Annotated in this window: 16 protein-coding genes and 1 pseudogene; 4 read left to right on the top strand and 13 right to left on the bottom strand. The window is 66.4% G+C overall.

Annotated elements, in window-relative coordinates:
• Positions 1–462: 462 nt before the first annotated feature.
• Complete coding sequence (locus ALLO2_RS19915) at positions 463–1,344, top strand: multicopper oxidase domain-containing protein (protein ID WP_011436921.1); 882 nt, start codon at positions 463–465, stop codon at positions 1,342–1,344.
• 1,483 nt (positions 1,345–2,827) lie between these two features.
• On the opposite strand, the gene groL is transcribed toward ALLO2_RS19915, so the two are convergent.
• From groL to ALLO2_RS19870, 8 genes are all read right to left on the bottom strand, one after another.
• Positions 2,828–4,477 (bottom strand): chaperonin GroEL, encoded by a 1,650-nt coding sequence (gene groL, locus ALLO2_RS19905; RefSeq protein WP_011436923.1) that lies wholly within the window; start codon positions 4,475–4,477, stop codon positions 2,828–2,830.
• Positions 4,478–4,666: 189 nt separating this feature from the next.
• Positions 4,667–5,692 carry an NAD(P)-dependent alcohol dehydrogenase gene (locus ALLO2_RS19900; RefSeq protein ID WP_035734129.1) on the bottom strand — a complete coding sequence of 342 codons (1,026 nt, stop codon included), beginning with the start codon at positions 5,690–5,692 and terminating at the stop codon, positions 4,667–4,669.
• A gap of 36 nt (positions 5,693–5,728) precedes the next feature.
• Positions 5,729–6,445, bottom strand: a complete 717-nt coding sequence (locus ALLO2_RS19895) for an iron-sulfur cluster assembly protein (protein ID WP_011436925.1) — start codon at positions 6,443–6,445, stop codon at positions 5,729–5,731.
• Positions 6,442–7,479, bottom strand: a complete 1,038-nt coding sequence (locus ALLO2_RS19890; protein WP_011436926.1) for an amidohydrolase family protein — start codon at positions 7,477–7,479, stop codon at positions 6,442–6,444. The genes ALLO2_RS19895 and ALLO2_RS19890 overlap by 4 nt, the downstream gene beginning before the upstream one ends.
• An 87-nt stretch (positions 7,480–7,566) precedes the next feature.
• Complete coding sequence (mimD, locus tag ALLO2_RS19885; RefSeq protein ID WP_011436927.1) at positions 7,567–7,932, bottom strand: propane 2-monooxygenase effector subunit MimD; 366 nt, start codon at positions 7,930–7,932, stop codon at positions 7,567–7,569.
• Entirely contained in the window at positions 7,929–9,032 is a 1,104-nt protein-coding gene (locus ALLO2_RS19880; protein ID WP_011436928.1) for an aromatic/alkene monooxygenase hydroxylase subunit beta, read from the bottom strand. Before ALLO2_RS19880 ends, mimD begins: the two co-directional genes overlap by 4 nt.
• A 56-nt stretch (positions 9,033–9,088) precedes the next feature.
• Entirely contained in the window at positions 9,089–10,141 is a 1,053-nt protein-coding gene (locus ALLO2_RS19875; protein ID WP_035734127.1) for an FAD-binding oxidoreductase, read from the bottom strand.
• 194 nt (positions 10,142–10,335) lie between these two features.
• On the bottom strand, positions 10,336–11,985 hold the full coding sequence (locus ALLO2_RS19870) for an aromatic/alkene/methane monooxygenase hydroxylase/oxygenase subunit alpha (RefSeq protein WP_035734125.1): 1,650 nt from the start codon (positions 11,983–11,985) through the stop codon (positions 10,336–10,338).
• A 424-nt stretch (positions 11,986–12,409) separates the two neighbouring features.
• Here ALLO2_RS19870 and ALLO2_RS19865 point away from each other — a divergent pair, with 424 nt between their 5' ends.
• A complete protein-coding gene (locus ALLO2_RS19865; RefSeq protein WP_023842140.1) occupies positions 12,410–14,215 on the top strand; it encodes a sigma-54-dependent Fis family transcriptional regulator in 1,806 nt (601 codons plus the stop codon).
• A gap of 105 nt (positions 14,216–14,320) precedes the next feature.
• Here ALLO2_RS19865 and ALLO2_RS23610 read toward each other — a convergent pair whose 3' ends face one another.
• The 4 genes from ALLO2_RS23610 to ALLO2_RS28400 all read right to left on the bottom strand — a co-directional run bounded on the left by ALLO2_RS23610 (position 14,321) and on the right by ALLO2_RS28400 (position 20,235).
• Entirely contained in the window at positions 14,321–16,084 is a 1,764-nt protein-coding gene (locus tag ALLO2_RS23610; protein ID WP_051875454.1) for a diguanylate cyclase, read from the bottom strand.
• Between the two features lie 1,097 nt (positions 16,085–17,181).
• Positions 17,182–17,511: a hypothetical protein gene (locus tag ALLO2_RS23605; protein WP_023842138.1), complete on the bottom strand. Its 330-nt coding sequence runs from the start codon at positions 17,509–17,511 to the stop codon at positions 17,182–17,184.
• Between the two features lie 1,177 nt (positions 17,512–18,688).
• Entirely contained in the window at positions 18,689–19,264 is a 576-nt protein-coding gene (locus ALLO2_RS19845; protein WP_035734123.1) for an HhH-GPD-type base excision DNA repair protein, read from the bottom strand.
• 761 nt (positions 19,265–20,025) lie between these two features.
• Positions 20,026–20,235, bottom strand: a complete 210-nt coding sequence (locus ALLO2_RS28400) for a MarR family transcriptional regulator (RefSeq protein ID WP_085016516.1) — start codon at positions 20,233–20,235, stop codon at positions 20,026–20,028.
• A 152-nt stretch (positions 20,236–20,387) separates the two neighbouring features.
• On the opposite strand from ALLO2_RS28400, the gene ALLO2_RS19840 reads away from it, so the two are divergent.
• Both ALLO2_RS19840 and sigJ read left to right on the top strand, forming a co-directional pair.
• On the top strand, positions 20,388–21,263 hold the full coding sequence (locus ALLO2_RS19840) for an NAD(P)-dependent oxidoreductase (protein WP_035734135.1): 876 nt from the start codon (positions 20,388–20,390) through the stop codon (positions 21,261–21,263).
• Complete coding sequence (gene sigJ / locus ALLO2_RS19835) at positions 21,260–22,099, top strand: RNA polymerase sigma factor SigJ (RefSeq protein ID WP_011436935.1); 840 nt, start codon at positions 21,260–21,262, stop codon at positions 22,097–22,099. The genes ALLO2_RS19840 and sigJ overlap by 4 nt, the downstream gene beginning before the upstream one ends.
• Before the next feature lie 96 nt (positions 22,100–22,195).
• On the opposite strand, the pseudogene ALLO2_RS27500 reads toward sigJ, so the two are convergent.
• Positions 22,196–22,288 (bottom strand): annotated as a pseudogene (locus ALLO2_RS27500) (Fe-S cluster assembly protein HesB); the annotation flags it as partial.
• Positions 22,289–22,344 lie beyond the last annotated feature (56 nt).

Raw genomic sequence — 22,344 nt, 5'->3', positions numbered from 1 at the left:
CCGGTGGGACGGACCGCCCTTGGCTCAGTCTGAACCAGGGCATGCCCCGCGCCGGCGGTCCGCATGAAGCGGAGAGGTATAAGCCCGTGCAGCCGTCTCATGTTGAGACCGCCTTCCCGCCGCCCATGGGGTGTGATGTTGTGTGATGCAAATCACCCGAATGACGTGGTCGTCACCCCGAGTACAGCCCAACCAGTGACCCGCCCTGGCTTCGGTGACCGTCCGCGCTCACACCGTAAGGAGTCGTATGAGCCGCCAGCGCCCGACGGCGATGCGTGAGACCTACCTATTGATCGACAGACTGTCGGCGGAGTTCGGGCAGGCGCGGTGAGTGAGTACGGGAAAGCCACGCGACGCGGGCTGCTGGCCAGTGCCCCGCTGATCGCCGCGGCGCCCATCACCACGCTTGCGGCCTCGATCACGGCAGCTGAGCAGCACACCTCGAGTGAACAGCACACCTCGATGCCTGCAAGCCATCCGGCCACAGGCCACGGGGCGATGATCGGCCCCGGGGTCCCGGCACCAGGCGGCCCCCACGACCTCGACGACCTCCTCCACCCGCCGCCGGCTCTGGTACATCAGCCCGGCCGAGTGCGCGAATACAAGATCTTCGCTATGGACAAGGAGATCGAGATTGCGCAGGGTGTCACCTTCCCGGCCTGGACGTACAACGGCACGGTTCCCGGTCCGGTCATCCGCGCGACCGAGGGTGACCTGCTACGCGTGCGGTTCACCAACGGCAGTATGCACCCGCATACCATTCATTTCCACGGGATACACCCAGCGAATATGGATGGTGTCTTCGAGATCGTCGATCCCGGTGGAACCTTCGTTTACAATTTCCCGGCGACCCCCTACGGGATGCACATGTACCACTGCCACGCGACGCCGCTCAAGAAACATATTGCCAAGGGCCTTTACGGCGCATTAATCATCGATCCACCGCAGCCACGCCCGACGGCGCGGGAGTTCGTCATGGTCATGAACGGCTTCGATACCGACGGCGACGGTGAGAACAACTTCTACACGGTCAACGGGCGCGCCTTCTACTATGCGCGCTATCCCATCCAGATCAAACGCGGCGAACTGGTCCGGATCTACCTGGCCAACCTGACCGAGTTCGATCTCATAAACTCGTTTCACCTGCACGGCGAGTTCTTCCGCTACTACCCGACCGGCTCGGGGGACCAGTACGAGTACACGGACACGGTCATGCTCTGCCAGGGCCAACGCGGGATCATCGAGATCGAATTCCATTACCCGGGCCGCTTCATGTTCCATGCCCACCAGTCGGAGTTCGCCGAACTCGGCTGGATGGGATTTTTCGAGGTGACCAACTCATGACCAGCGAATCCCGACGGTTCCCGGAGGCCTCGCGGTCGGGCGGCCTGCGCTGGCGGCTGTGGGCGCTGGTTCCGATCACCCTGCTCGGTGCGGTCGTCTGGTTGTTCACGTCCACCGGAACGTCACTAACCGGACTCATCCGCGCCAATCCTCCCGCACCCGACGAATTCGCCGTTCGCCGCGTCGTCTTCGAACCGGGCGAGATCCGCATCCACGTCACCAACCCCCAGCATGCCGACCTCACCATCGCCGTGGTCACAGTCGACGACGCGATCGTGCCTTTCACGGTGGATGGTGGAAGCGTCCTGCATCATCTGCGTTCGGCCACCATTGCTGTCCCCTACCCGTGGATACCCGAGGAGCCGATCGCGGTCGGGGTGACAAGCTCCACCGGAATCCAGACCAGCAAGAAGATCACAGCGGCGGTCGAGACGCCCGGCGTTACCGGCCGCAGCATCCTTGGCTACACAATCATCGGCTTCCTCGTCGGCGTGGTACCGATCGCGCTCGGACTGGCCTGGCTGCCCTCGCTACGCCGGGCCGACTCCCGCTGGACCAGCGGCTTTCTGGCGCTCACCGCTGGTCTGCTCACCTTCGTGGCCTTCGACGCCCTCGGCGAGGCATTCGAACTTCAGGCCGGCCTGCCCACCAGCCTGCACGGTACCGGGGTGGTCCTGTTCGGTGTCGCCGCCAGCTACCTTGCCCTGACCTTCGTCGCCAGCCGCCTGTCCGGCAATACCGGTGCCGGGCTGAGCGGAGCCACGCTGGCAACGCTCGTCGCGATCGGTATCGGCCTGCATAATCTCGGTGAGGGCCTGGCCATCGGCTCCTCCTTCGCGCTGGGAAAGCTCGTCCTCGGCACGTTCCTCATCGTCGGATTCATGATCCACAATATCACCGAGGGACTTGGCATCGCGGCCCCGCTCGCGGAACAGTCCGAGGTGAAGGCGCCCCGGCTCGTCAGCCTCGCGNTTGTCGNGGGTGCGCCCGCCATAGCCGGAACCTGGATCGGTGGATTCCTCATCAACGACGTCCTCGGGGTGCTGTTCCTGTCCATCGCGGTCGGAGCAGCCCTGCAGGTCGTCGTCGAGATCGGACGCCGCCTGGCCCGCCGGGCACCCGGCGGGCTCGGCACCGGTCACGTCCTCGGGGGATTCCTCGCCGGCATCGCCGTCATGTACACCACCGGACTGCTCACCGGCTGAGCGCGGATGGACCCCCAGGCACAGAAGCGGGAGCCGGTGGCGGCAGGAGTTCTCCAGGCCGCCACCGGCTCCCGCTGTCAGTTCGACGTTGAAAAGCGGTTGACCGGGCTGGGACAGCTGTCCGATCACTTCCGTGTTGGTCGCGAAGCCGGTCCGGCGGTAGGCGGCCCGCCGGACCGGCGTCATCCGCTCCGGAAACGGTGGTGCTGACCGGACGCGAGACCGTTCCTGCCGTGGCGTGTCGGCAGCTGCCGACACGCCCACCGGCCGCCTGACGATCAGGCGATGTTGGAAGGCCGGACCAGGCCCTCCGCGAGATCCCCGAATCCGGGAGCGATCACGGCACCCGGGTTGCCGATGACCTCCTCGACAACCAGGGTTTCCGTTGTCAGCAACAGCGCGGCGATCGACGCCGCGCTCTGCAGCGCGCAACGGGTAACTTTCACCGGGTCGATGACACCGAAGCCGGCCATCTCCCCGTATTCTCCGGTCGCGGCGTTGAAACCGTGACCGCGCGGCAGCTCGGCGACCCGCTTGACCACTTCGTCGCCGTCGTAGCCGGCGTTGATCGCGATCCAGCGCAGTGGTTCGGCGATGGCCCGCCGAACGATCTCCCTGCCTTCGGCGGCGTCGCCGGTCAGCGTGAGCTTGTCAAGGGCCGAGGCCGCTTGCAGCAGTGCGGTNCCNCCGCCCGCCACGACACCTTCGGCGAGAGCAGCCCGTGCCGCCGCGAGGGAGTCCTCGACCCGGTGCAGCTTCTCCTTCAACTCCACACCGGTCACGGCGCCGACCCGGATCACCGCGACGCCGCCGGACAACCGGGCGATCCGGGTCTGCAACGTGTCCTGGTCGTGGGGGTTCTCCGCCCGTTCAAGCTCCCGCTTGAGCTGGTCGATCCGGGCATGGATCTCGGTGGCGGAACCGGCGCCGTCGACGATCGTAGTCGCATGCTCGGTAATGGTGGCCTTCTTGCAACGCCCGAGCTGGCCGAGGGTGACCCGGTCCAGGGAAAGCCCGGCATCCGCGGTAATCACCTGACCGCCCAGAAAAACCGCGAGATCGTTGAGCTCGGCCAACCGACGGTGACCGAAACCGGGTGCCCGGACCACCGCGGACCGGAAGGTCCCGTGCACATTGTTGGCGACCAGCATGCCCAGTGCCGGTCCCTCGACGTTCTCCGCGAAGACGATCAACTGGCCGCCGGCCCGGGTGACCAGCTCGAGGACCGGCATCAGGGTCTGAACCTGAGAGATCTTCTCGTTGGTCAACAGGATGTAGGGGTCGGTGTAGGCGGCCTCCATCCGCTCGGTGTCGGTGACCATGTACGGCGAGAGGTACCCGTTGTCCAACTCGATACCGTCCACGAAGCTGACCTCGAGTCCGAAGATCGGGGATTCCTCGACCGTGACCACCCCGTCGCAGCCGACCCGGCCAAGGGCCGCGGCCACGACGTCGCCGATCCGGGCATCGTTGTTGGCGGCGAGGGTCGCCACCCGGGCAAGATCGGCCTCGCCCTCGACCTCTCCCCGGTACTTTTCAAACTCCTCTAGCAGGGCGGCCACGGCAGCCTCGATGCCGTTCTTGAGAAACATCGGGTTGGCGCCCCCGTCCACGGCATGCAGACCCTCCCGGACGAGGGCCTGCGCGAGCACGGTGGCGGTGGTGGTTCCGTCGCCGGCAGTGCCGTTGGTCTTGGTCGCGACCTCCTTGACCAGTTGCGCCCCCATGTTGGCGAAGGGGTTACGCAGCTGGATCTCCCTGGCTATGGTCACACCGTCATTGGTGATGGTGGGCGGCCCGGTCAGTTTTTCGATGACGGCGTTGCGGCCCTTTGGACCCAGAGTCACCTTGACGGCGTCCGCCAGGGCATTGACCCCGGCCTCCAGCAGGCGGCGCGCCTCGACATTGAACCGCAGATCCTTGGCCATCTCTTCCTCAGTCCTTCCGCTCCGCATCCGTCAAGGCGGGCCGATGGCGGCACGATCGTGGCTGCGAGCAGCTGGCGGGGCATGGTGGCGAAACCAGCCCCACCTGGAGCCCGATCCGATCGCACAGTCGCGCCGCCGGAGCCCTGGGTTCCCGAGCCACGCACAGATCGGGTCCGAGTGATCAGTAGATCAGGGGATCAGGATCGCCCGACCGCGCACCTTGCCGTGGTGAAGGTCGTCGAGCGCCTGGTGGAACTCTGCCAGGGGGTAGGCACTCGTGTGCAGGGTGACCTTGCCACGGGTTGCGAGAACCATCAGCTCAACGAGGTCGCTGTACGATCCGACCAGGTTACCGATGAAGTTGATCTCAGTGGAAATGATGTCGATGGTGGAGACGTTCAGCACCCTGCCATAGCCGACAACATAATACGAACCGGCGCGACGCAGCATGGCGACACCCGCCTCGATCGCACCGCCTTCGCCGACAAAGTCGATGACTGCCTCGGCGCCGCTGCCCCCGGTGAGATCGAGTACCGCGGACACCTCGCTGCCGTCGGCCCGCACCGTGTGGTCGGCGCCCAGTTCGCCGGCGAGCCGCAACGCCTCGGCGGAGCGGTCGACGACGATGATCTCGGCTGGGGTGAGGGCACGCAGCACCTGCACACCGATGTGGCCCAGACCGCCGGCTCCGATCACCACGACCCGGTCACCGGGACTCAGCGCCGCGGCTGCCTTGCGTGCCGCGTGATAGGCGGTCAGTCCGGCGTCGGCCAGTGCCGCCACATCCGCCGGTTGCAACGACGGGTCGAGTTTGACCACCGACCGGGCGTTGGTCCGCAGCAGTTCGGCGTAGCCGCCGTCGCTGTCGATTCCGGGAAAGGACGCCCGGGCGCAGTGCACGTCGTCGCCGTCCCGACAGGCCCGGCATAGCCCGCAGGTGACCAGCGGGTGCAGGATGACCGGGTCGCCCACGGCGATGTCGCTCACCGCCGAACCGACCTCGTGCACCCAGCCGGCGTTCTCGTGGCCGAGCACGTACGGCAGGGTCACGCCCGACTTCTGCTCCCACTGCCCTTCGATGATGTGCAGGTCGGTCCGACAGACACCGGCGCCGCCGATCCTGACCACCACGTCCAGCGGATGGAGGATCTTGGGCTCGGGGACGTCTACCAGCCGCGGCGCGTTGTCGTACTTGATGACCTGGACGGCCCTCATCGGCCCACCTCCACGTTCGTCGCTGTCACGTCACTGTCACGTCATGGGTGTGCGGTCCACCGTGCCGTACCGCGTCTCCAGCAGACCGCGGCAGACCGTGGTGTTCGCGTCGATCGTCACCCGGACGGTCCGGGCAAACCGCAGCCGGAGGGGCAGCGCCTCGCGATCGATCGGACGGCCGTCGTCGTCAACGAACAGCGGCGCCTCGGGAGCCAGGGACAGTCCGAGGGCATCCCGTCGGCGCAGCAGGCTGCGTCGTTCCGGTGACTCCGGCATGTCCGCCAGCCGGGCCCGATCCAGCGACTCGGGTGACCAGCCCGCGGCTACCAGGCGCTTGGCCGCGCCTTCCAGGCTGGCGGTGTGCGCCTTACGCAGGAAGGTCATCCGCAGGTCGTCGAGGCCTCCGGTGGCCTCCCCGGGAAAACTTGCCGGGAAACCGTCTCCGGCGGCGACTCCGGCGTTGATCTCTTCGGCAGCGAAGTGATCCTCCAGGGCCACGTCCACCTCGGTGACTCCTGGCAGCTCCTTCACCACGTCGTGCGCGTCGGACACCATCAGGTAGGCGAAGTTCGGCGCACAGAAGTAGGTCGGGAGTCTGAGCCGAACCTGCACCCGCCCGTCCTGGACCACCAGAGCACGGACGAATCCCAGCTCGGTGACGGGCTGGTCGAGCTCTGGGTCGTACACCCGCCCCAAAGCTTCCCAGACGTCCGCGGCCAGGCCGGTCCTACTGGTTACTGTGGGTGTGGTCATACGGACTGCCCTGCGCCCACGAGAGGCGTCGACGCCGGAGAACCGCTGCCCGCCCCGCTAACCTCGGCCGGTACCTCGATGTCGTAGAGCGCGGCCGCGTTGAGACCGAGAATTTTGCGCTTGATGTCGGGGGTGAGCACGCCGTACTCGGCCTGCATGTCCGCCGGGATCTGGAAGTCGACGAACTTCTCGACCAGCCACTTGGGGTGCCAGATCGCGTAGTCACTCGAGAAGGTCAGCCGGTTCTCGTCGAGCCAGTAGAGGAGCTCACCGATGATCTGCGCGAAGTAGCGCGGCCGGCTGTGGATGAACGGCATGGCCACCGCGAGCCCACCGTAGACATTGGGCTCCTGCGTGGCGATCCAACAGAAGTCCTCCAACCGGGGCAGTCCGACGTGTTCGATGATGAACCGCAGCTCGGGGAATTCGGTGGCCACATCATCGACGTCGGCGACATCGAACGCGTCCCGGTTCAGCGGGTAGATCGTCGGGCCCTTGTGGATGTGGATGTTGCGGATGCCGAGTTCCTGGCACTTCTCCAGATACCGGTAGACCCACGGGTCGGTCAGCTTGTAGCCCTTGGACTCGCCCTTCCACTCCGCCGTGTAGAGCTTCACACCCTTGAGGTTCCAGCGTGCCGCCAGGTCCGCCAGCTTCGACAGGCCCAGTTCGCCGTCACGCGGGTCGAAGGCGCCGTTCACGATGAACTTGCCGGGGTACCGCTCGGCGAGCGCGCCGTCCTGCTCGGTGGTGTTGAAACCATTCCGGTAGAAGTCCGTCAGATAAGTGGGCTGGAAGATCCCCTTGTCGACGTAACCGTCCTCGAACAGGTCCTTCACCATGACTTCCGCAGAGTACTTCTGGAACTTTTCCCGCGGCCAGAGGTACTCCTGCGGGCTCAGATTCACATGGTAATCGTAGAAGCAGTCGATGAAACCTTTGCCGTAGCGGTTCGCCTGGTTTTCCGGGCTCCCATCCCAGAAGTGCAGGTGGGAATCCACGATGAAGTATCGCTCATTGTCCTTGACGTACATGTGGATATCCTCCGAAATATCATCACGGCCGGTCCACGCCGGGCCGGATGAGCCCGGCGTGGACCGTGCCGTTCGCCTCGGATCAGGTCAGTTAGTGACGACTTTCAGATCGAAATCGATGTACTCCGCCGCGTCCTCGGGGTTGGCGAACAGTACGGTCTTGTCGTCGAGATGCACCATCCGGCCGTAGTGCGTGGACATGATCTCTTCGAAGTCGGACACACCGAAATCGAAACCGAGCGCATCCGAGATCTCGTCGAAGTCAAATTCGATCTTACGTTCGCCGTCAACCCGGATCATGGACGGATACTCCTCGACGCGGATACCGGGCTTGCTCCGCATGACGTCGGCGACGACATATCCGTTCTGGTTGTTCATCAGGGTGACGCCGCACATGTTCGACGAGGTTCTATTGGATTTACCGAGCTCTGGGTTTCCGTTCGCGGTGGTCACTGCGTCAGCTCCTTCGGCTCGGGCAGACCAAGGTCGGAAAGGACGGCCCGGAATCCGTTGACCGTAGCGTCGAGGGATTCCGAGAAGGTGATGACTTTCTCCTGCGGCTGCGACCAGATCGGCTGCAGTTCATGGGCCGCCTTCAAGCTCAGCGGAACCCACCGGGACAACCAGCCGGAAAGGGTCTCGACGTTGCCTGCGCCGAACTTCTCGTCGGTGATGAGAAGCTTGAGCAGCGCGCGGGTGTAACGCAGGTCGCGCTCGTAGTCGTTCTCGCCGGTTCCGACCAGGGTCGGCGTGACGTAGTCGCCATTACGGGCGGCGATCTGCATGACGAGGTGGCTGCGGAATAACACGCCGACCAGCGACTCGAACACGATGTTCGCGGCGACGAGTGCCTCCGCCCAGTCAGCGACCGCGGTGATCCGCTCGACGTTCTCCCGCACCGGCTGCCACACCGGGTCGTCGTGCCAGACCTTGCGGTGGGCCGATCCGTCGAACCCCGGCAGGGACTCGGCCAACTCCAGGTTGTACAGGGCGAGGTCCTGGGCGAAGCGGAGCTTGTGCGCGCTGTTCACCGCGATGGCAGTGTTAATCATGTTCGTGGGACCCGACCGCTGAGCGGCGACGAACACGTGCAGGCCCAGACCGTTCTCAGCGTGCATCCAGGCGCCCAGGTGCTGCTCGACGAACTTGGTCCACCCCCGCGACCAGCCGTCGTAGGCATGGGCCGCCCGCGCGTTTTCAAGGTTCTGCTGGATCTGCCGGACAACATTGGAGTTGTTCCGGTAGATGGTCTGCTCCCACTCCTCATTGGGGTCGCGGAAGGCATGCCAGTCCGAGGAGCGCAAAGCCGTCCAGTCCTGCGGATATCCGCCGGGTCCCTTGGCGAAACCGTAGATCCAGCCCTGGGCCAGGTAGCGGTCAGGGTCCGGCTGGACGTCGAAGGTGACGTCCTCGTACATGGTCGCCCGCATTTTCTGCGGCTTGAAGTAGTTGTACACACGGCTGGTGGAGCTGGGGAACGTTAACGCGCCCGCCTCCGCGTCGGTGAACTCCGGCTTGGGGAAGCTCCTGGTCTTACCCGTGACTTGCGTCATGCCTGTGCTCCTCGTGGCAGGTCGTCAACCGATGGCCGACCGGTGACGATGACCGGTCAGCTTTCGGCGGCGGCCGTGATAGTGAACTTGTCGTAGAAGATCTGTTCTTTCGGGACCCCACTCGACTCAAGCCGCGGCAATGCCGCGTCAATCATGGGAGGCGGACCACACAAGTAAACATCGCAGGATGCGATGTCGGTCTCGCGCCGGTCCACTATATCGGTTACCAACCCGTTTTCCACGGGATGGCCGATATCGTCCGAGTTCTCCGGCATGCTGTCGGACAGGCAGGGGACGAACGTGAAGCCGGGAATCGACGCACCGGTCTGGAGGATNTCGTCGACATAGAACAGGTCGCGGGGGGCACGAGCCCCGTAGTAGAAGACGACCTCCCGCTCGCTGTTCTTCGTCGCCAGCTGGCGTAGCAGGGAGAGGATCGGGGCCATCCCCGCGCCACCACCGATGAAGACGATCCGACGGTCCGAGCTCACCCGGAGCGTGAAAGCACCGTACGGCCCGGTGACGGTCAGTGGGTCATCGGGGCGCAGACCGTCCTCCAGAAGTCCGGAGAAACGCCCGCCCGGATACTTCTTGATAATGAACTCGAGATAGCCTTCCGCCGCCGAGATGTTCGCCATGGAGAACGAACGGTGTTCACTCGAACCAGGAATGGTGATATCGACGTACTGACCCGGATGGAACATGAAGTCCGGTGAACCGGTGATGTCCAGACGCAACCGGGTGATGTCGTGGGTGAGATCTTCCGTCTCCACGACAGTGCTTTCTATGGTCCGCACCGGAAGGCCGGAGCGGATCATGTCCTCNTCATAGTTGACCAGTTCGACCGACAGATCGCTGAAGGCGTGCGCCCGACACAGCAGGATGTAGCCCTCATCACTTTCGTAATCGGCCAACGCGAAGGTCGAATAGCGGCCCATCTGTACATCACCGTCAAGCAGGAAGGACTTGCACGCCGAGCACTGTCCCTCCTTGCATCCGTGCATCAGGTTGACGCCCTGGCGGAACGCCGCGTCGAGCACGGTCTCGTCCTCGGTAACCTCGATCTCCACGTCGACCGGCTCGAACCGGACCCGGTGGGTGTCGCTCATGCCCGTCTCTTTCCTGCTTTGAAAAACCCGTCGTATCCGGGCGAGCCGCCCGGGCCGCGCCTCGGTGGTGCGGCCCCACCGGCGCTCGTGTCGCGGCGCCGGTGGGGCCGTGTTCGTTCGAACGCGTTCAAGAAACGTCCGTCGGCCCCCTCGGACGGCGGTTCTTCAACACGCCCGCAGCTTGCAGGGCGCTATTAGGAAACGGGTGCCGGCCGACCAGCCGGACCGCCGGCCCGGTAGGCCGCCATCGCCGCCTCACGCTCGGCGTCGTTCATCTCGTTGAGTGCGACATTCGGACTGCTGAACGTGATGCCGCGGACATCGTCGAGCGTCCAGAGCTTCGAGGGGTCGTCGAGCTCGAGATGGGGCTGCGGAATCAGGGTCTTGCCGTCATCACGGACGTACCCGAGGTCGGAAATGACATCGGCGAGATCCCAGTTGTGGTAAAGAGTCTCCCACTCCCGCTTGCCGGTCAGCCGGCCCATGTTCGGCGTCGGGCGGCCCTGGTACTCCGGCCGGAACGCCACCTTGTCAGTCCAGTGACAGGCTTCGGAGCAGTAGGTGCGCCACTGGTCGTCCACCTTGTCATGCACCATGTCCTCGCGGATCACGCAGGGCACCATGCACGTCCAGCACCGCTGGGGGTACTGGTAGTCGACGTTCTCGAACGCGATGGGCTTGTTCCGGCCGGGGTAACGCATCCGGTTGTAGTTCTCCCACCACTTGCCGTACTTGTTGTACCAGCCCGGGTACTTCGACTCGAACCACTCGAAGTCGTCGTCGGTCATCGGGTCGATCCGCCAGTAGTTCACCGGCCATCCGGTGGCGAAGAACTGCGCGACCTCGTGCACGTACCCCTTGTTGTAGATACGGTTCCAGGCTTCCTCGACCAGGTCGTGGGGGATCACCAGGCCGTACTTCTCGAGCNGGATGAGGTAGCTGCGGTAGTAGTCGTCGTAGATCCAGCGCTGCCACATCTCCGCGTAGCTCTCGCGGTCCTTGCGGCGGTCCTTCGTGCCGTACTCGATGAAGGTGCCGATCGCGGCATCCACCACGGCGTGGTTGTTCCACCACGCGTAGCGCAGGTCACGCTCGAGCAGCGGCCGGTTGGCCTCGTCGGCGAGCGCCATGAGCAGGATGGAGTACCCGTTGCTGATGTGGCGAGACTCGTCGGACTGGACCGAGTGGAACACCGTCGGTAGCAGGTAGTCACCGTTGGCGGCCGCCTCGGACGGCATCGCGACAAACAGGGTGTTGGTGAACGCCGTCTCGGCGACGACGGTCAGGTAGATGTTCGCCGCGGTGATCGCGTCACCGGTGATGAAGCCCTCACCGAACTGGCGGCCGATCGTTCCGGCGTAGTTGTTGGCGAACGCCTTCTCAGTGATGTCGAAGCCGGCCGGATCGATGTAGTGGTTCATGTACAGGCGCTTGAGGTTCATCTGGATCGTCGAGTGACGCACCTCGTCGATCATCTGTACCGCGAGCCCGTTGTGGATCTCAGGGTTGGGGACGGCATCGATCGCCATCGGCATCGCCCGGGCCGCGGAGATCTCCGGGAACGGGATGATCGACAGGAAGAGCTTCTGCCACTCCATCCAGCGCTGCTGGACCTGGCGGAACATGTTGCCGCGAATCGCGCCGTCCATCGCGCCGTACACGCGGTTGTCCTTCTCCTCCTCCATCGGGAAGTAGGAGCGCAAGATCTGCTTGAGCGGGTCCTTCTTCGGAGACTTGTCGAAGGTATAGTCGGTGGCAAACCGCTTCGCGGGCGTCGCGAACGTCGGTTCCCATGACAGCTCCGTGATCTTTTTGTGTGCCTTTGTCAAGCTTTGACGGCTCACGTCCTGCCTCCTGGACGATACGGGGTCGGGCAGACACCGGCGATGCCCGCCTGCACCGAGATCGACGCCGATCCGCGTCGACCCTCCTTCCGGCCGGAACCGGTGCCTGCACCACGTCCCTTCGTATGTCCCACATCACACTCCCCGTGGGAGGTGTGTGGGATCTCAATCTGAGACAGGTACCAGGACTCGGCCAGCAAGATCATCGGGGAGGCGAGATGCGAGATGCGAGGAGCGATCGGCGATCGGCGCCGGTCGGGGGTCGGTCGGGCGCGGCGGACGCCCGGCAGTGGGCGGAGCACAAGGTCTAGCCAGACGGTGGGCTGCGATCTAACCTCGCTCGGGAACCGCTCGTGACCACGTCGGACGCTGCGGTTGTACCGGAGTCGTCGAGGTTCGCCGTTCGCGGGAGGAGATCCATCAGATGGCTGGTTGTTCGAGCAACCTAGATGCTTATAATCATCAGGGCGCCGAGGTTGCGCAGGCGCGGGAGCTGTTCCTGACCACCGACTCCATCGAGCCGGACAGGGTACGCGACAGCATCCGGGCGTCCTGGTTACGCTCCCGGCACTGGGAGGTAGCGGCGGAAGGCCCCCGACTCACGTTCGTGGGCGACCTCGACAGCGAAAACCCGGTCAGCCGCGCCGCAGCGCCCATCGTCCGCCAGCTCGGCGATCAACTTGTAGACCAGCCTATCAGCATCATCCTGACCGATGCCGAGGGAGTCGTCCTGGCCCGGCGCACCGGTGACCGCGCCCTGGAGAAGCACCTCGACGCGGTCCAGCTCGCACCGGGTTTCAGCTACGCGGAAAGACTGGTGGGAACCAACGGAATCGGTACCGCGCTCGAGGGAAGGTCCCCCGCCCATGTCTTCGGGCACGAGCACTACGCCTCGAACCTCGAGAATCTAGCCTGCGCCGGAGTGCCGATGCACCATCCAGTCACAAGGAAGATAATTGGCGTCTTGGACCTGACCTGTTGGCGTCCGGACGCCGGGCCGCTGCTCATGGCCATGGCCCGGGCCGCGGCGGCACAGATTCAGGAATCCCTGCTCGCCAACGAAGAACACCGTGACCTTGCCCTGTTACGGGAGTATCTCAGGACATGCCAACGGATTTCCGGCGTGGTGCTCGGCCTCAACGACGACGTCGTCATGATGAACGAGCACGCGCGCCAACTACTCGACCCCCGCGACCAGTCGGTGCTGATCGGGCGCATCACCGATGTCGTCGCCAGACGCCGTGCCACCACCCTGATGATGGAACTGCCCAGCGGAACCTGGGCCCGCGTGCACTGCCGGACAGTGGCAACGGAGAGGGCCACCGACGGGGCGGTGGCCCATGTCCGTTTTGTCGAAGCGCCGCGCCCGCGGCATGCGGACACCGCTCTGACGCGGCTTCCGCTGCCCGGCATCGTCGGCTCCGGAACTCTATGGACCCGTGCCTGCCGGGAAGTGGACGCGGCTGCGCAAGCAGGTGAGTGGGTGATATTACGAGGAGAGCCCGGCGTGGGCAAAACAGCCCTGGCCCGGGCCGTGTGCCAGCGGCATGATCCGTCCGCGTGGTTCTCCGTTGTCGACGGCCACAACACTACTGTTCGGGAGTGGGGGACCCTTCTCCGCCACGAACTGAGCCGTAGCCGGGGCACGCTGGTGGTACGCCACGTCGATCGCATCGACCCCTATCGGCTGCATGTGCTGGCGTCCGCCTGCCAAGCAGCGGAGGCGGGCGGCCGCCGGGATCTGCCGTGGGTAGTCCTGACGCTCAGCGCCGACGACAAACCCCTCGGCCCCCTGATGCGCTACTTCCCGCGTTGCATCGAAGTGCCCCCGTTGCGGCACCATATCGATGATCTGCACCAAATCGTGCCGTTCCTGCTGGTAAAACTTACCCGTGGCGGCCAACTCGCCTGCTCCCCGCAGGCTATGCAAGCACTGTTGCGTACCAGTTGGCCAGGCAACATCGAGCAGGTGCGGCAGGTGCTGCGCAAAGTCATCCAGGTTCGCCCCGCAGGCACGATCATGGTCGGTGACCTGCCGCCGGAATGTCACACGGTCACCCGCCGGGTTCTCGGAGCCATGGAGGCGATCGAGCGAGACGCAATAGTGCAGAGCCTGCTCAGCGCGGACGGGAACAGGACCCTCGCGGCGCGGGCTCTCGGCATGTCGCGAGCGACGATCTACCGCAGAATCCGGCAGTACGGCATCGAGATCCCCGCTCCCAGCGTGTAGACGCAATCTTGCGTGGAGCCCACGGCAGCAGAGTGCGGGGAGCAGAGTACGGGGAGCAGCAGCCCTACGACAGGCCGCAGTGGCGGTCCCTAACGTGGAGGCCCATCATGGCTGCGCGGTCGCGACCCGGTCCCGGCCGGAGCGCTTTGCCTGGTAGAGGGCCACGTCGGCGCGGATGAGCAGGTCGCCAAGCCCGGAATCGTCCGGGTTCAGCATCGCCACCCCCACGCTGACGGTGACCGGGAGCGGACCGTCGGCGGTAGCCACCGGGCTGGCCCCGATCGCCTGCCGAAGCCGCTCGGCGAGAACACCCGCCGTCGCAGCCGGGCAGCCCAGCACGGCCGCGAACTCCTCGCCGCCGATACGGCCGACGATGTCCTGCGGGCCCAGCGTGCCCTGCACGCGCCGAGCGNCCTCGGCGAGAACCGCGTCACCCACAGCATGACCGTGACCGTCGTTGACCTGCTTAAAATGATCAATATCGATCATGAAGGCGGCCAGCGACCGCGCCGCATGCAGATGCCCGCGGACCAGAGCATCGGCCTGCTCGAAGAAATGACGCCGGTTCGCCAGCCCCGTCAGCGGATCACTGTCCGCAAGCCGCTGCGTCTCCTCGAACAGGTAGGCGTTCTCACAGGCCGCCGCCGCCTGGCCCAGCACGGCATAAGCCAGACGAGCCTGCCTGGGATTGTAGCCACCAGCAGCCCGCGAGGCGATCAGAACGACGACGGTGGGGGCCTGCCGGCACAGCGCCGGCACGGCCAGCCAGCTGCCCACCGGGTAGCGCTGGCCGGGGAGCACCTCCGGCAGCCTCCGGTGCGGCCCGATCATCCCACCGCCGTGGAACGCCAGCAGCAGAGGGGAATCCGGAAGCGGGACGATCATCGCCCCGACCGCCCGGGTATCCACCTGGCCGTGGACCGCCACGACCCGCAACGTTCCGCACGGTTCCCGGGCCAGCGCCCACGCCGCCTCGCACGGAAGCTGCGCGGCAGCCGCCGTCATGACCCGCCCGAGGATCTCCGGCGGAGTCACCGCCCTGGTGGTCTCGACGACGACCCGGTGCATCGTCTCGGCCAGTTCCCGCTGCTGGCGCTCGGCCATCAGCAGCCTGCGCAACTCCCCCGCGTCGGCCTCGCGAAGCGAGATCAGTTCCCGGTCGTGCCCCGGCACGGCGAGAAGCAGGACATCCTGGATCTGGTTGGCGACCATGCCCGCCATGACCGCCAGCAGCGGCCCGGCATCCCGGCGCGGACAGGTGAGATCGAACAGGCCCAGCGTCTGCCCCGTCACCGGATCACGCAGGGGAACACCGGCGCAGGCGAACTCGCCGAGGGACTCCGCGTAGTGCTCCTGACCGAACACGTGCGCCGGCCTGTGCTCCTCAAGAGCGGTACCGATGCCGTTGGTGCCGACAAACCGCTCGGCATAACTAAATCCGGGCAGCAGCGATACGCGGTCCAGCCGGCGTTCGAATGCGGCGTCGCCGGTGCACCGCATGAGCACCAGACCGTTCGCGTCGGTGACGATCGCGCTGACGGCCTGCCTGGCCAGCCGATCGGCGAGCTGGCACAGGACCGGTTCGGCCGCGCGCGCGACAGGTACGTCGAGGTCCGACGCTGCGAGGAGGGGCTCGGGGCTGTCCGCGGCCACCGCCCACCGCCGCGACCGCATCCACGACTCGCGGATCGGATCCCGCACCCCACCGGACTCGCTGGTCTCAGCCGAGATCTCAGCCGAGATCTCAGCTGAGATCCCGGCGGTGAGGAACCGCTCGCGCAGCCGCTCGAGCGAGGCGCCCTCCCCACCGTTGAGGCGAAGCCCCGAGGCCCGTCCGGCTCGCCGAGACGGTCTTGACCGATCCGGCATGACGCACCTTCCCGCACCTTTAACCGTGTGACCTGGGGCAAGTATATGCCGCTTGGACCTGAGCTCAGAATCATAGTCCGCTTAGCCCGGCCTGCCAGGGGCGGACAAAAATCGCGAAGAAAGTGATATCCAGTATTTTTCTTCCGAAAATCGGTCTTTCGGGCGGCTGGTAGGTTGACGCCTCCTGCCATCGGCGCCGTCAGCCGGTGAGCAGACCTCGCAGGAACAGCCGCACCCACCGTCGGGGGGCCGCCGGTGAGATCCCGTCACCGGGCATCAGGCTGAGCACCGGCACGAAGTCGTCCGCGGTGACGTCGGGGTGGAGGACGCCCTGACGATGCGATCTTCGCTAGGTGACTCAACGCGACCTTCGTACCGCTGATGACTCCCGAAGCGCGAAAGGCCCCCTCGGAGTTGCACGCCTGCGCGTACTTCGCCACCAGCCGCGGCGTCTTCTTCTCGCCGGAGCCACCCACCATGGTCGACTGCAGAATCGTCGGCGGCCCCAAACCTAGGCGACCTCGACGGTCCGCATGCCGATCACACTGGATGCACGTCCTGACCGTCATCGGCCGCTCGCGACCTCGGTAGGTGTCAAGCGGCCTTTGGGCAGTTGCTTCAGGGCAGCCGCCCTCGGCCCGACCGGACCGGTCGCCAAGATTCGATCTTCGTGTGCGCCGTGGATGGGCTCATTGTGGGTGCGGATGTCCCGACACGGAGAGGCACCCACAGGCATGCTCCGGCACGGAAAACGCCGTGAGCTGGGAGAAGGCGGCATCACCAGGAACCTTGCGGCATGAGCCGGCACGCGCCCGTGCGACTTGCAATCGAGCGGCTACTGATTCGAGTCCCCTCACCAGCTCCAATGACAGGGCTTTCAGGATTGTACCGCGTTACCGGTCGCCATTCTATTAGGATATAAAAATTCGTCGGCGTGTCGGCCGCCAGTTGACCGACAGGCGAGAAAGTGCCGCTTTTTATCGGGGGATGCAGGTGCGCCAAGTCGAAGTGAAGTACTCGGTGACCGACCCGGCTACGGTCACGGCAGCGCTTCGAGCGGCCGGTGTGGACCTCACCGATCCGGTGTTTCAGGATGATCAGGCATTCGCGCCGGTGGCTCGCACCGTGTGCAGGGTGTCGAACCACACGAACGCCCCGGTCAGGGCCAGGGGTACCAGCAGCGCACGGAACTCGGCGTTCTCGTTGGTCTTCGCGTCGATCTCCCGCTGGCCGACCATCGCCCCGGCGCCGGGGGAAACGACCCCGAGCAGGTGAACCTGGCTGCCATCGGCACGTGTCGCCCCCCGGCCGGTCTCCCGTCCACCGCGTACGCCCGCACCGGGAACAGCCGCACCACTGTTCACGTCCACCGCCCCGGGCGGGGACGCCGCGGTGCCAGCGACCACATCCGCGAGATCAGCCGGCATGTCGGCGAGCGGCGAGTCAAGCAACGCGACCGCAAGCGCCTGATCGTCGGCCCTGTCGAGGAACCGGCGGATCGTCGACTAATCCGGCAGCAGATGCCCGCTCCACGAATTCCACGGCAGCCGTAACCGGACCCGCTCCGCCCACGTCGTGGCCGCCAGCCATTCCGTCACCACCACGCTCGCCGGCACGTCGCCGTCCGATGCAGCTCCACCGTACGGCGCACCATCCGACGGCGCACCATCTGAGACACCGTCGGCTGCCGCCCGCCACCGGACGCGGCGTGGGTGAGGCGGAAGCGGTAGCTGGCGGCGGTCTGGCCGGTACCGAAACGGTTCGTAACGCAATGCGATGACCTCGGTGTCGCAGCCGCCGCAGCGCAGCACCTCGGCCATCTACACGGGAGTTATCGCCTCCGGATCGTCGACGATTAGCCGGGCGCCCCGCCACCGTTGCGTACAAGGTGGCCGGGGCCGTCTGGTCCGTCACGCGTCACTCTTCTCGGAGGCGGACGGGCGCGGCGCGAGCGGGAGCGAGTGTGGCGAGGGCCGCGGTGGGCACGTCCGGTGTGGGTGGGGTGAGCCCCCCGAGACTCNCCCCNCCCACGCCGAAGGCCAGTCATCGCTGGCATGCGGCGGTCACTGGCCGAGCCGTCGCCACCAGGCACTGATGGACGGCGGTCGGCTGCGCCGAGCCGCGACCTTGGCTGAGGCTGCGGCTCAGCCGTCGTCGTCATCGCCGTTGATGGTGGTTGGGTTCACGGCCGCTCCCTTCTGCCGGGATCGGGACTCGCGGTCACGGCGAACATCCGCCGGCCGGCCCGTCACCCGGAGGGCGACCGTCAGCGCACGGGCGCACGCTGAGCACGAAGCGAGAACGAAAGCCCGCGCCCAGCACCGCACCGCCAGGGGCTACAGACATCACCGCCGACACGAGCCATGGACGTCACCGACCGACGGCGTCACGAACGGCAGGCGTCACGAACGGCAGGCGTCACCAGCAGCCGCGGAGGTCACCGACGGCGGGCGTCACTGGTCCCAGTCAGTCTCGGAAAGAACGAGTGGGCGCCGGTTCCAGGAGTGCCGCGAACGCATGTTCGTGGGATCAAAGTCGAGCAGGACGCCTGGCCGACCCCGGCGGCACGGACCGCACCCGCCCGGCGGCGGGGACTGACCCTCGTCAGCCCGCCTGTGCCTTGGCGGCGGCCTTCATCGCCTTCTTGTACTCCCGGACCTGGTCACGGGTGGCAACGTCAGTGATGTCCGCGATGGAGCGGAACGTGCCCTCGTCCCCGAACGGCGCGGAGGCCTCCCGCCATCCCGGTGGGGTCACGCCAAGCTGTTTACCCAGCAGCGCCACAAAAATCTTGGCCTTCTGCTGACCGANCCCCGGCAGCGCCGCCACCCGCCTCAGCAGTTCCTTACCGTCGGCCGCGGTCGTCCACACGCGGGCCGCGTCGCCGTCGTAGGTGTCCACGATGAGCTGACACATGGCCTGTACCCGCTTGGCCATCGAGCCAGGGAACCGGTGCAGCGCCGGCACCTGCGAGAAGATCGCGCCCAGGGCGTCAGGGTCGTACTTCGCCAACTCCTCCGCATCCAGCGGCTGGCCGAGGCGTCGGGTCAGCTCATGGGGCGCGGCAAAGGCACGCTCAAGAGGAATTTGTTGATCCAGCACCATCCCGATCAGCAACGCCAACGGATCGCTCGTCAGCAACTCGTCCGCCTCGGCGATCTGGCTCAGATGCAATCCCACGCCAACACCGTAGCCGACCGCATCGCATCCGCCGCCCGGTCGTTGATCAGGTTGTGTAGTCGGTGTAGTCCCGACAGGCGGCGTAGTCGTCGGCATCCAGGTAGTGGCACCAGGGTGACTGTGAATCGGGGAAGCGAAGTCGACTGGTGCCCTTCCAACTCGCAACCTCGACGTGGCGACCAAGATCCCTCACGGTCCATGTCGGCCCGAGGTGCCCGAGGGCAAGAACGCGGTGCAAGCGGAGAGATGGACGTTCTGGTAGTCCAGGAAGACAGCGACTCGTGGGGTCATGACGTAGCCGACCTCGAAAAAGGCCCCGCCAGTCCCGGAGGACGGCGGGGAGTAAGTGGCTCTCTGGGCCGTCAAACGCCGGCACGGTCGCCCGCTGCCGACCTTCGCTCCAGCAGCCGCCAACCGGATCGTGACGCTACGCAGCCAGGCCGGCGCGGACCGTCTCGTTCCACTGANCCCGTCGAGCGCGGGCCACTTNCCCAGGCACCGGCCCCGCCGAAATCGACGATCACCGTCGTGTGGTTCACCGCCGCGCGTCCGACGTCGTCCGCTCGTCTCATTCGATGAACCGCGGCCGAGCCAGAGACACCCCGGCACCATCCACCTCGGCGACCCCGTCCCCTCGGGCGGTCCCCGCAGCTGGGTAACCGGCGCGATGCGCCAGGCTCCCGCTCAGGGCTGGGCGAGGCGGGTGACGAAGTCGGCCACGATCGCCAGCTCGGCGTCGTCGTAGCGGCCGAGCGACTCCATCAGGCCGGCTCCCTTGGAACCGTAGAACGCGCCCAAGTCCGCGGCGATCCGCTCCCGGCGCGGGACAGGATGGCCTTCCTCCGGTTCTCGGCGGAGCGCTCCCGGCGGACGTGACCGACGCGCTCGAGGCGGTCGAGCGCTCCGGTGACAGTGCCGGTCCGCAGGCCGCTCAGATCGGCCAGCCGCCCTGGTGTCAGCGGTCCGCGCATCTCGCGCAGTGTCAGAACGGCGCGTCGCTCGTGCCGAGTTCGATCTCCTTCGCCCCCTCGTGGCTGTAGAGGACCGCTCCTGCGATCAACCGGACGACCGCGGCGAGGACGTCCGTATGTCACGATCAAGGGGGGTGCGTCGTCAGATCGGCATGAGTAGGATTGTGATCACCGGATCCACTGGCGTCATCGGGCGGCGCGCCATCCGGGAGCTGCACGCCACCGGCCACCACGTGAGGGGCGTAACCCGGTCCGCGCCCGGCCGCGAGCGGCTGGCCAGCCTTGGGGTCGATGCCGTCGACGCCGACGTCTTCGACGAGGCTTCGCTGAGCCGGGCCTTCGACGGGGCGGAGGTCGTCATCAACCTGTTGACCCACATCCCGAGCGCCGATCGTATGGCCGACCCGTCAGCCTGGGCCGAGAACGACCGACTGCGCACGAAGGCGTCGGCGGCGATCGCACGGGCGGCCCAGGCCGCCCGTGCGCGCCGGCTCGTCCAGGAGTCGATCGCGTTCGTCTATGCCGACGGCGGCGACGCGTGGCTCGACGAGGACGCACCGCTCGCGGGGGGCGGCGTGACAACGTCCGCGCTGACCGCCGAGGATCACGCGCGCGAGATGTTCGACGGCGACACCGTCGTGCTGCGCTTCGGGCTGTTCCTCGGACCGGACAGCGGCTCCACGCTGGCCACTGTGGAAGCCGCACGGCGGGGAACTTCGATCGCGGCCGGACCACCCGGCGCCTACCGGCCGACGCTCTGGCTGGAGGACGCGGCATCGGCCGTCGCCACTGCACTGAGCGTCCCCGCCGGGACCTACAACGTCGCTGACGCCGACCCACCTACAAACGCCGAGATCGATGCCGCGTTGGCCGCCGCCGTCGGGGTCACGGCACTGCGGCCGAGGACGCCAGGGGACGGGCCGATGAGCCGCTCCCAGCGGGTGTCGAGCCGACGGCTGCGCGAGGCGGGCGGCTGGGCGCCGCGCCTGCGCGCGGGTACGGAGATCTGGGGCCGGATCACCACATGACCATTCTGGAGCGCTTCACGCAGGCACGCCCTCGGCTGCTACGGCTCGCATACAGCGAGCTCGGTGACCTCGGCGAGGCCGAAGAAGTGGTCCAGGATGCCTGGCTGCGGCTCGCGCGCGCGGACCACGCGGCAATCGAGAACCTGGATGGCTGGCTGACCACGGTCGTCGCTAGGCTCGCCCTTGATCGCCTCCGGTCCGCTCGGGCGCGCCGCGAGATCTACGTCGGCCCGTGGCTCCCAGAGCCGCTCGGGTCGGGTGACCCGGCAGACCGTGTCACGCTCGACGAATCCGTCAGCTACGCCTTGCTAGCGGTGCTCGAGCAGCTCTCACCGGCGGAACGCACGGCGTTCGTGCTGCACGACGTGTTCGACATACCGTTCGGCGAGGTCGCCGAGGTGGTCGGCCGCACGCCCGAGGCAGTGCGGCAGCTCGCGGCGCGTGCCCGCCGCCACGTCAGGCGCGAGCACTCGCGTTTCGTGGCCTCGGGTGAGGAGCACGATCGCGCCGTACGGGCGTTCGCGCTGGCAGTGGCCGAGGGCGACCTCGGCGGTCTCCTCGCCGTTCTCGACCCGGATGTCGTCTGGAGGTCGGATGGCGGCGGTCACGCGGTAGCGGCACGCAGACCGCTGCACGGCGACATTCGGGTCGCGCGAGCATGGGTGGCGCTTAGCCGCAGGCTCGACCACCCGATCGAGACCACGCTCAACGGGCAACTCGGGCTGGTGATCCCGAGTCACGACGGCCACCGCGCAGCGCTTTCGTTCGCGGTGAGTGACAATCGGATCACGCGCATCGACGTGGTCCGCAATCCGGAGAAGCTGCGACGAATCTGAAAAGCATGGGGACGAGGCGCTGAGTCGCACCGAGCGCGACCACTCTCCCGCGCTCCACCCGAGAGATGTTCCAACGACGTTCCTTGTTTATCCGGCTTGCTGGTCTAGGACCATGCCCACCAGGAGCGCCAGGGGGTCCTCGGTGATGAAGGCGTCCGCCTCTGGATCGCCGGACAGGTGCAGGCCCATGCCCGTCAGGGTATCCACGACGAATACCCCGCCGGACTGGTGCGTCCGGCGGGGTG

The sequence above is a fragment of the Frankia sp. Allo2 genome, from assembly GCF_000733325.1.
GTDB lineage: Bacteria > Actinomycetota > Actinomycetes > Frankiales > Frankiaceae > Frankia > Frankia casuarinae.
This window is presented reverse-complemented; position numbering and strand designations above follow the sequence as displayed.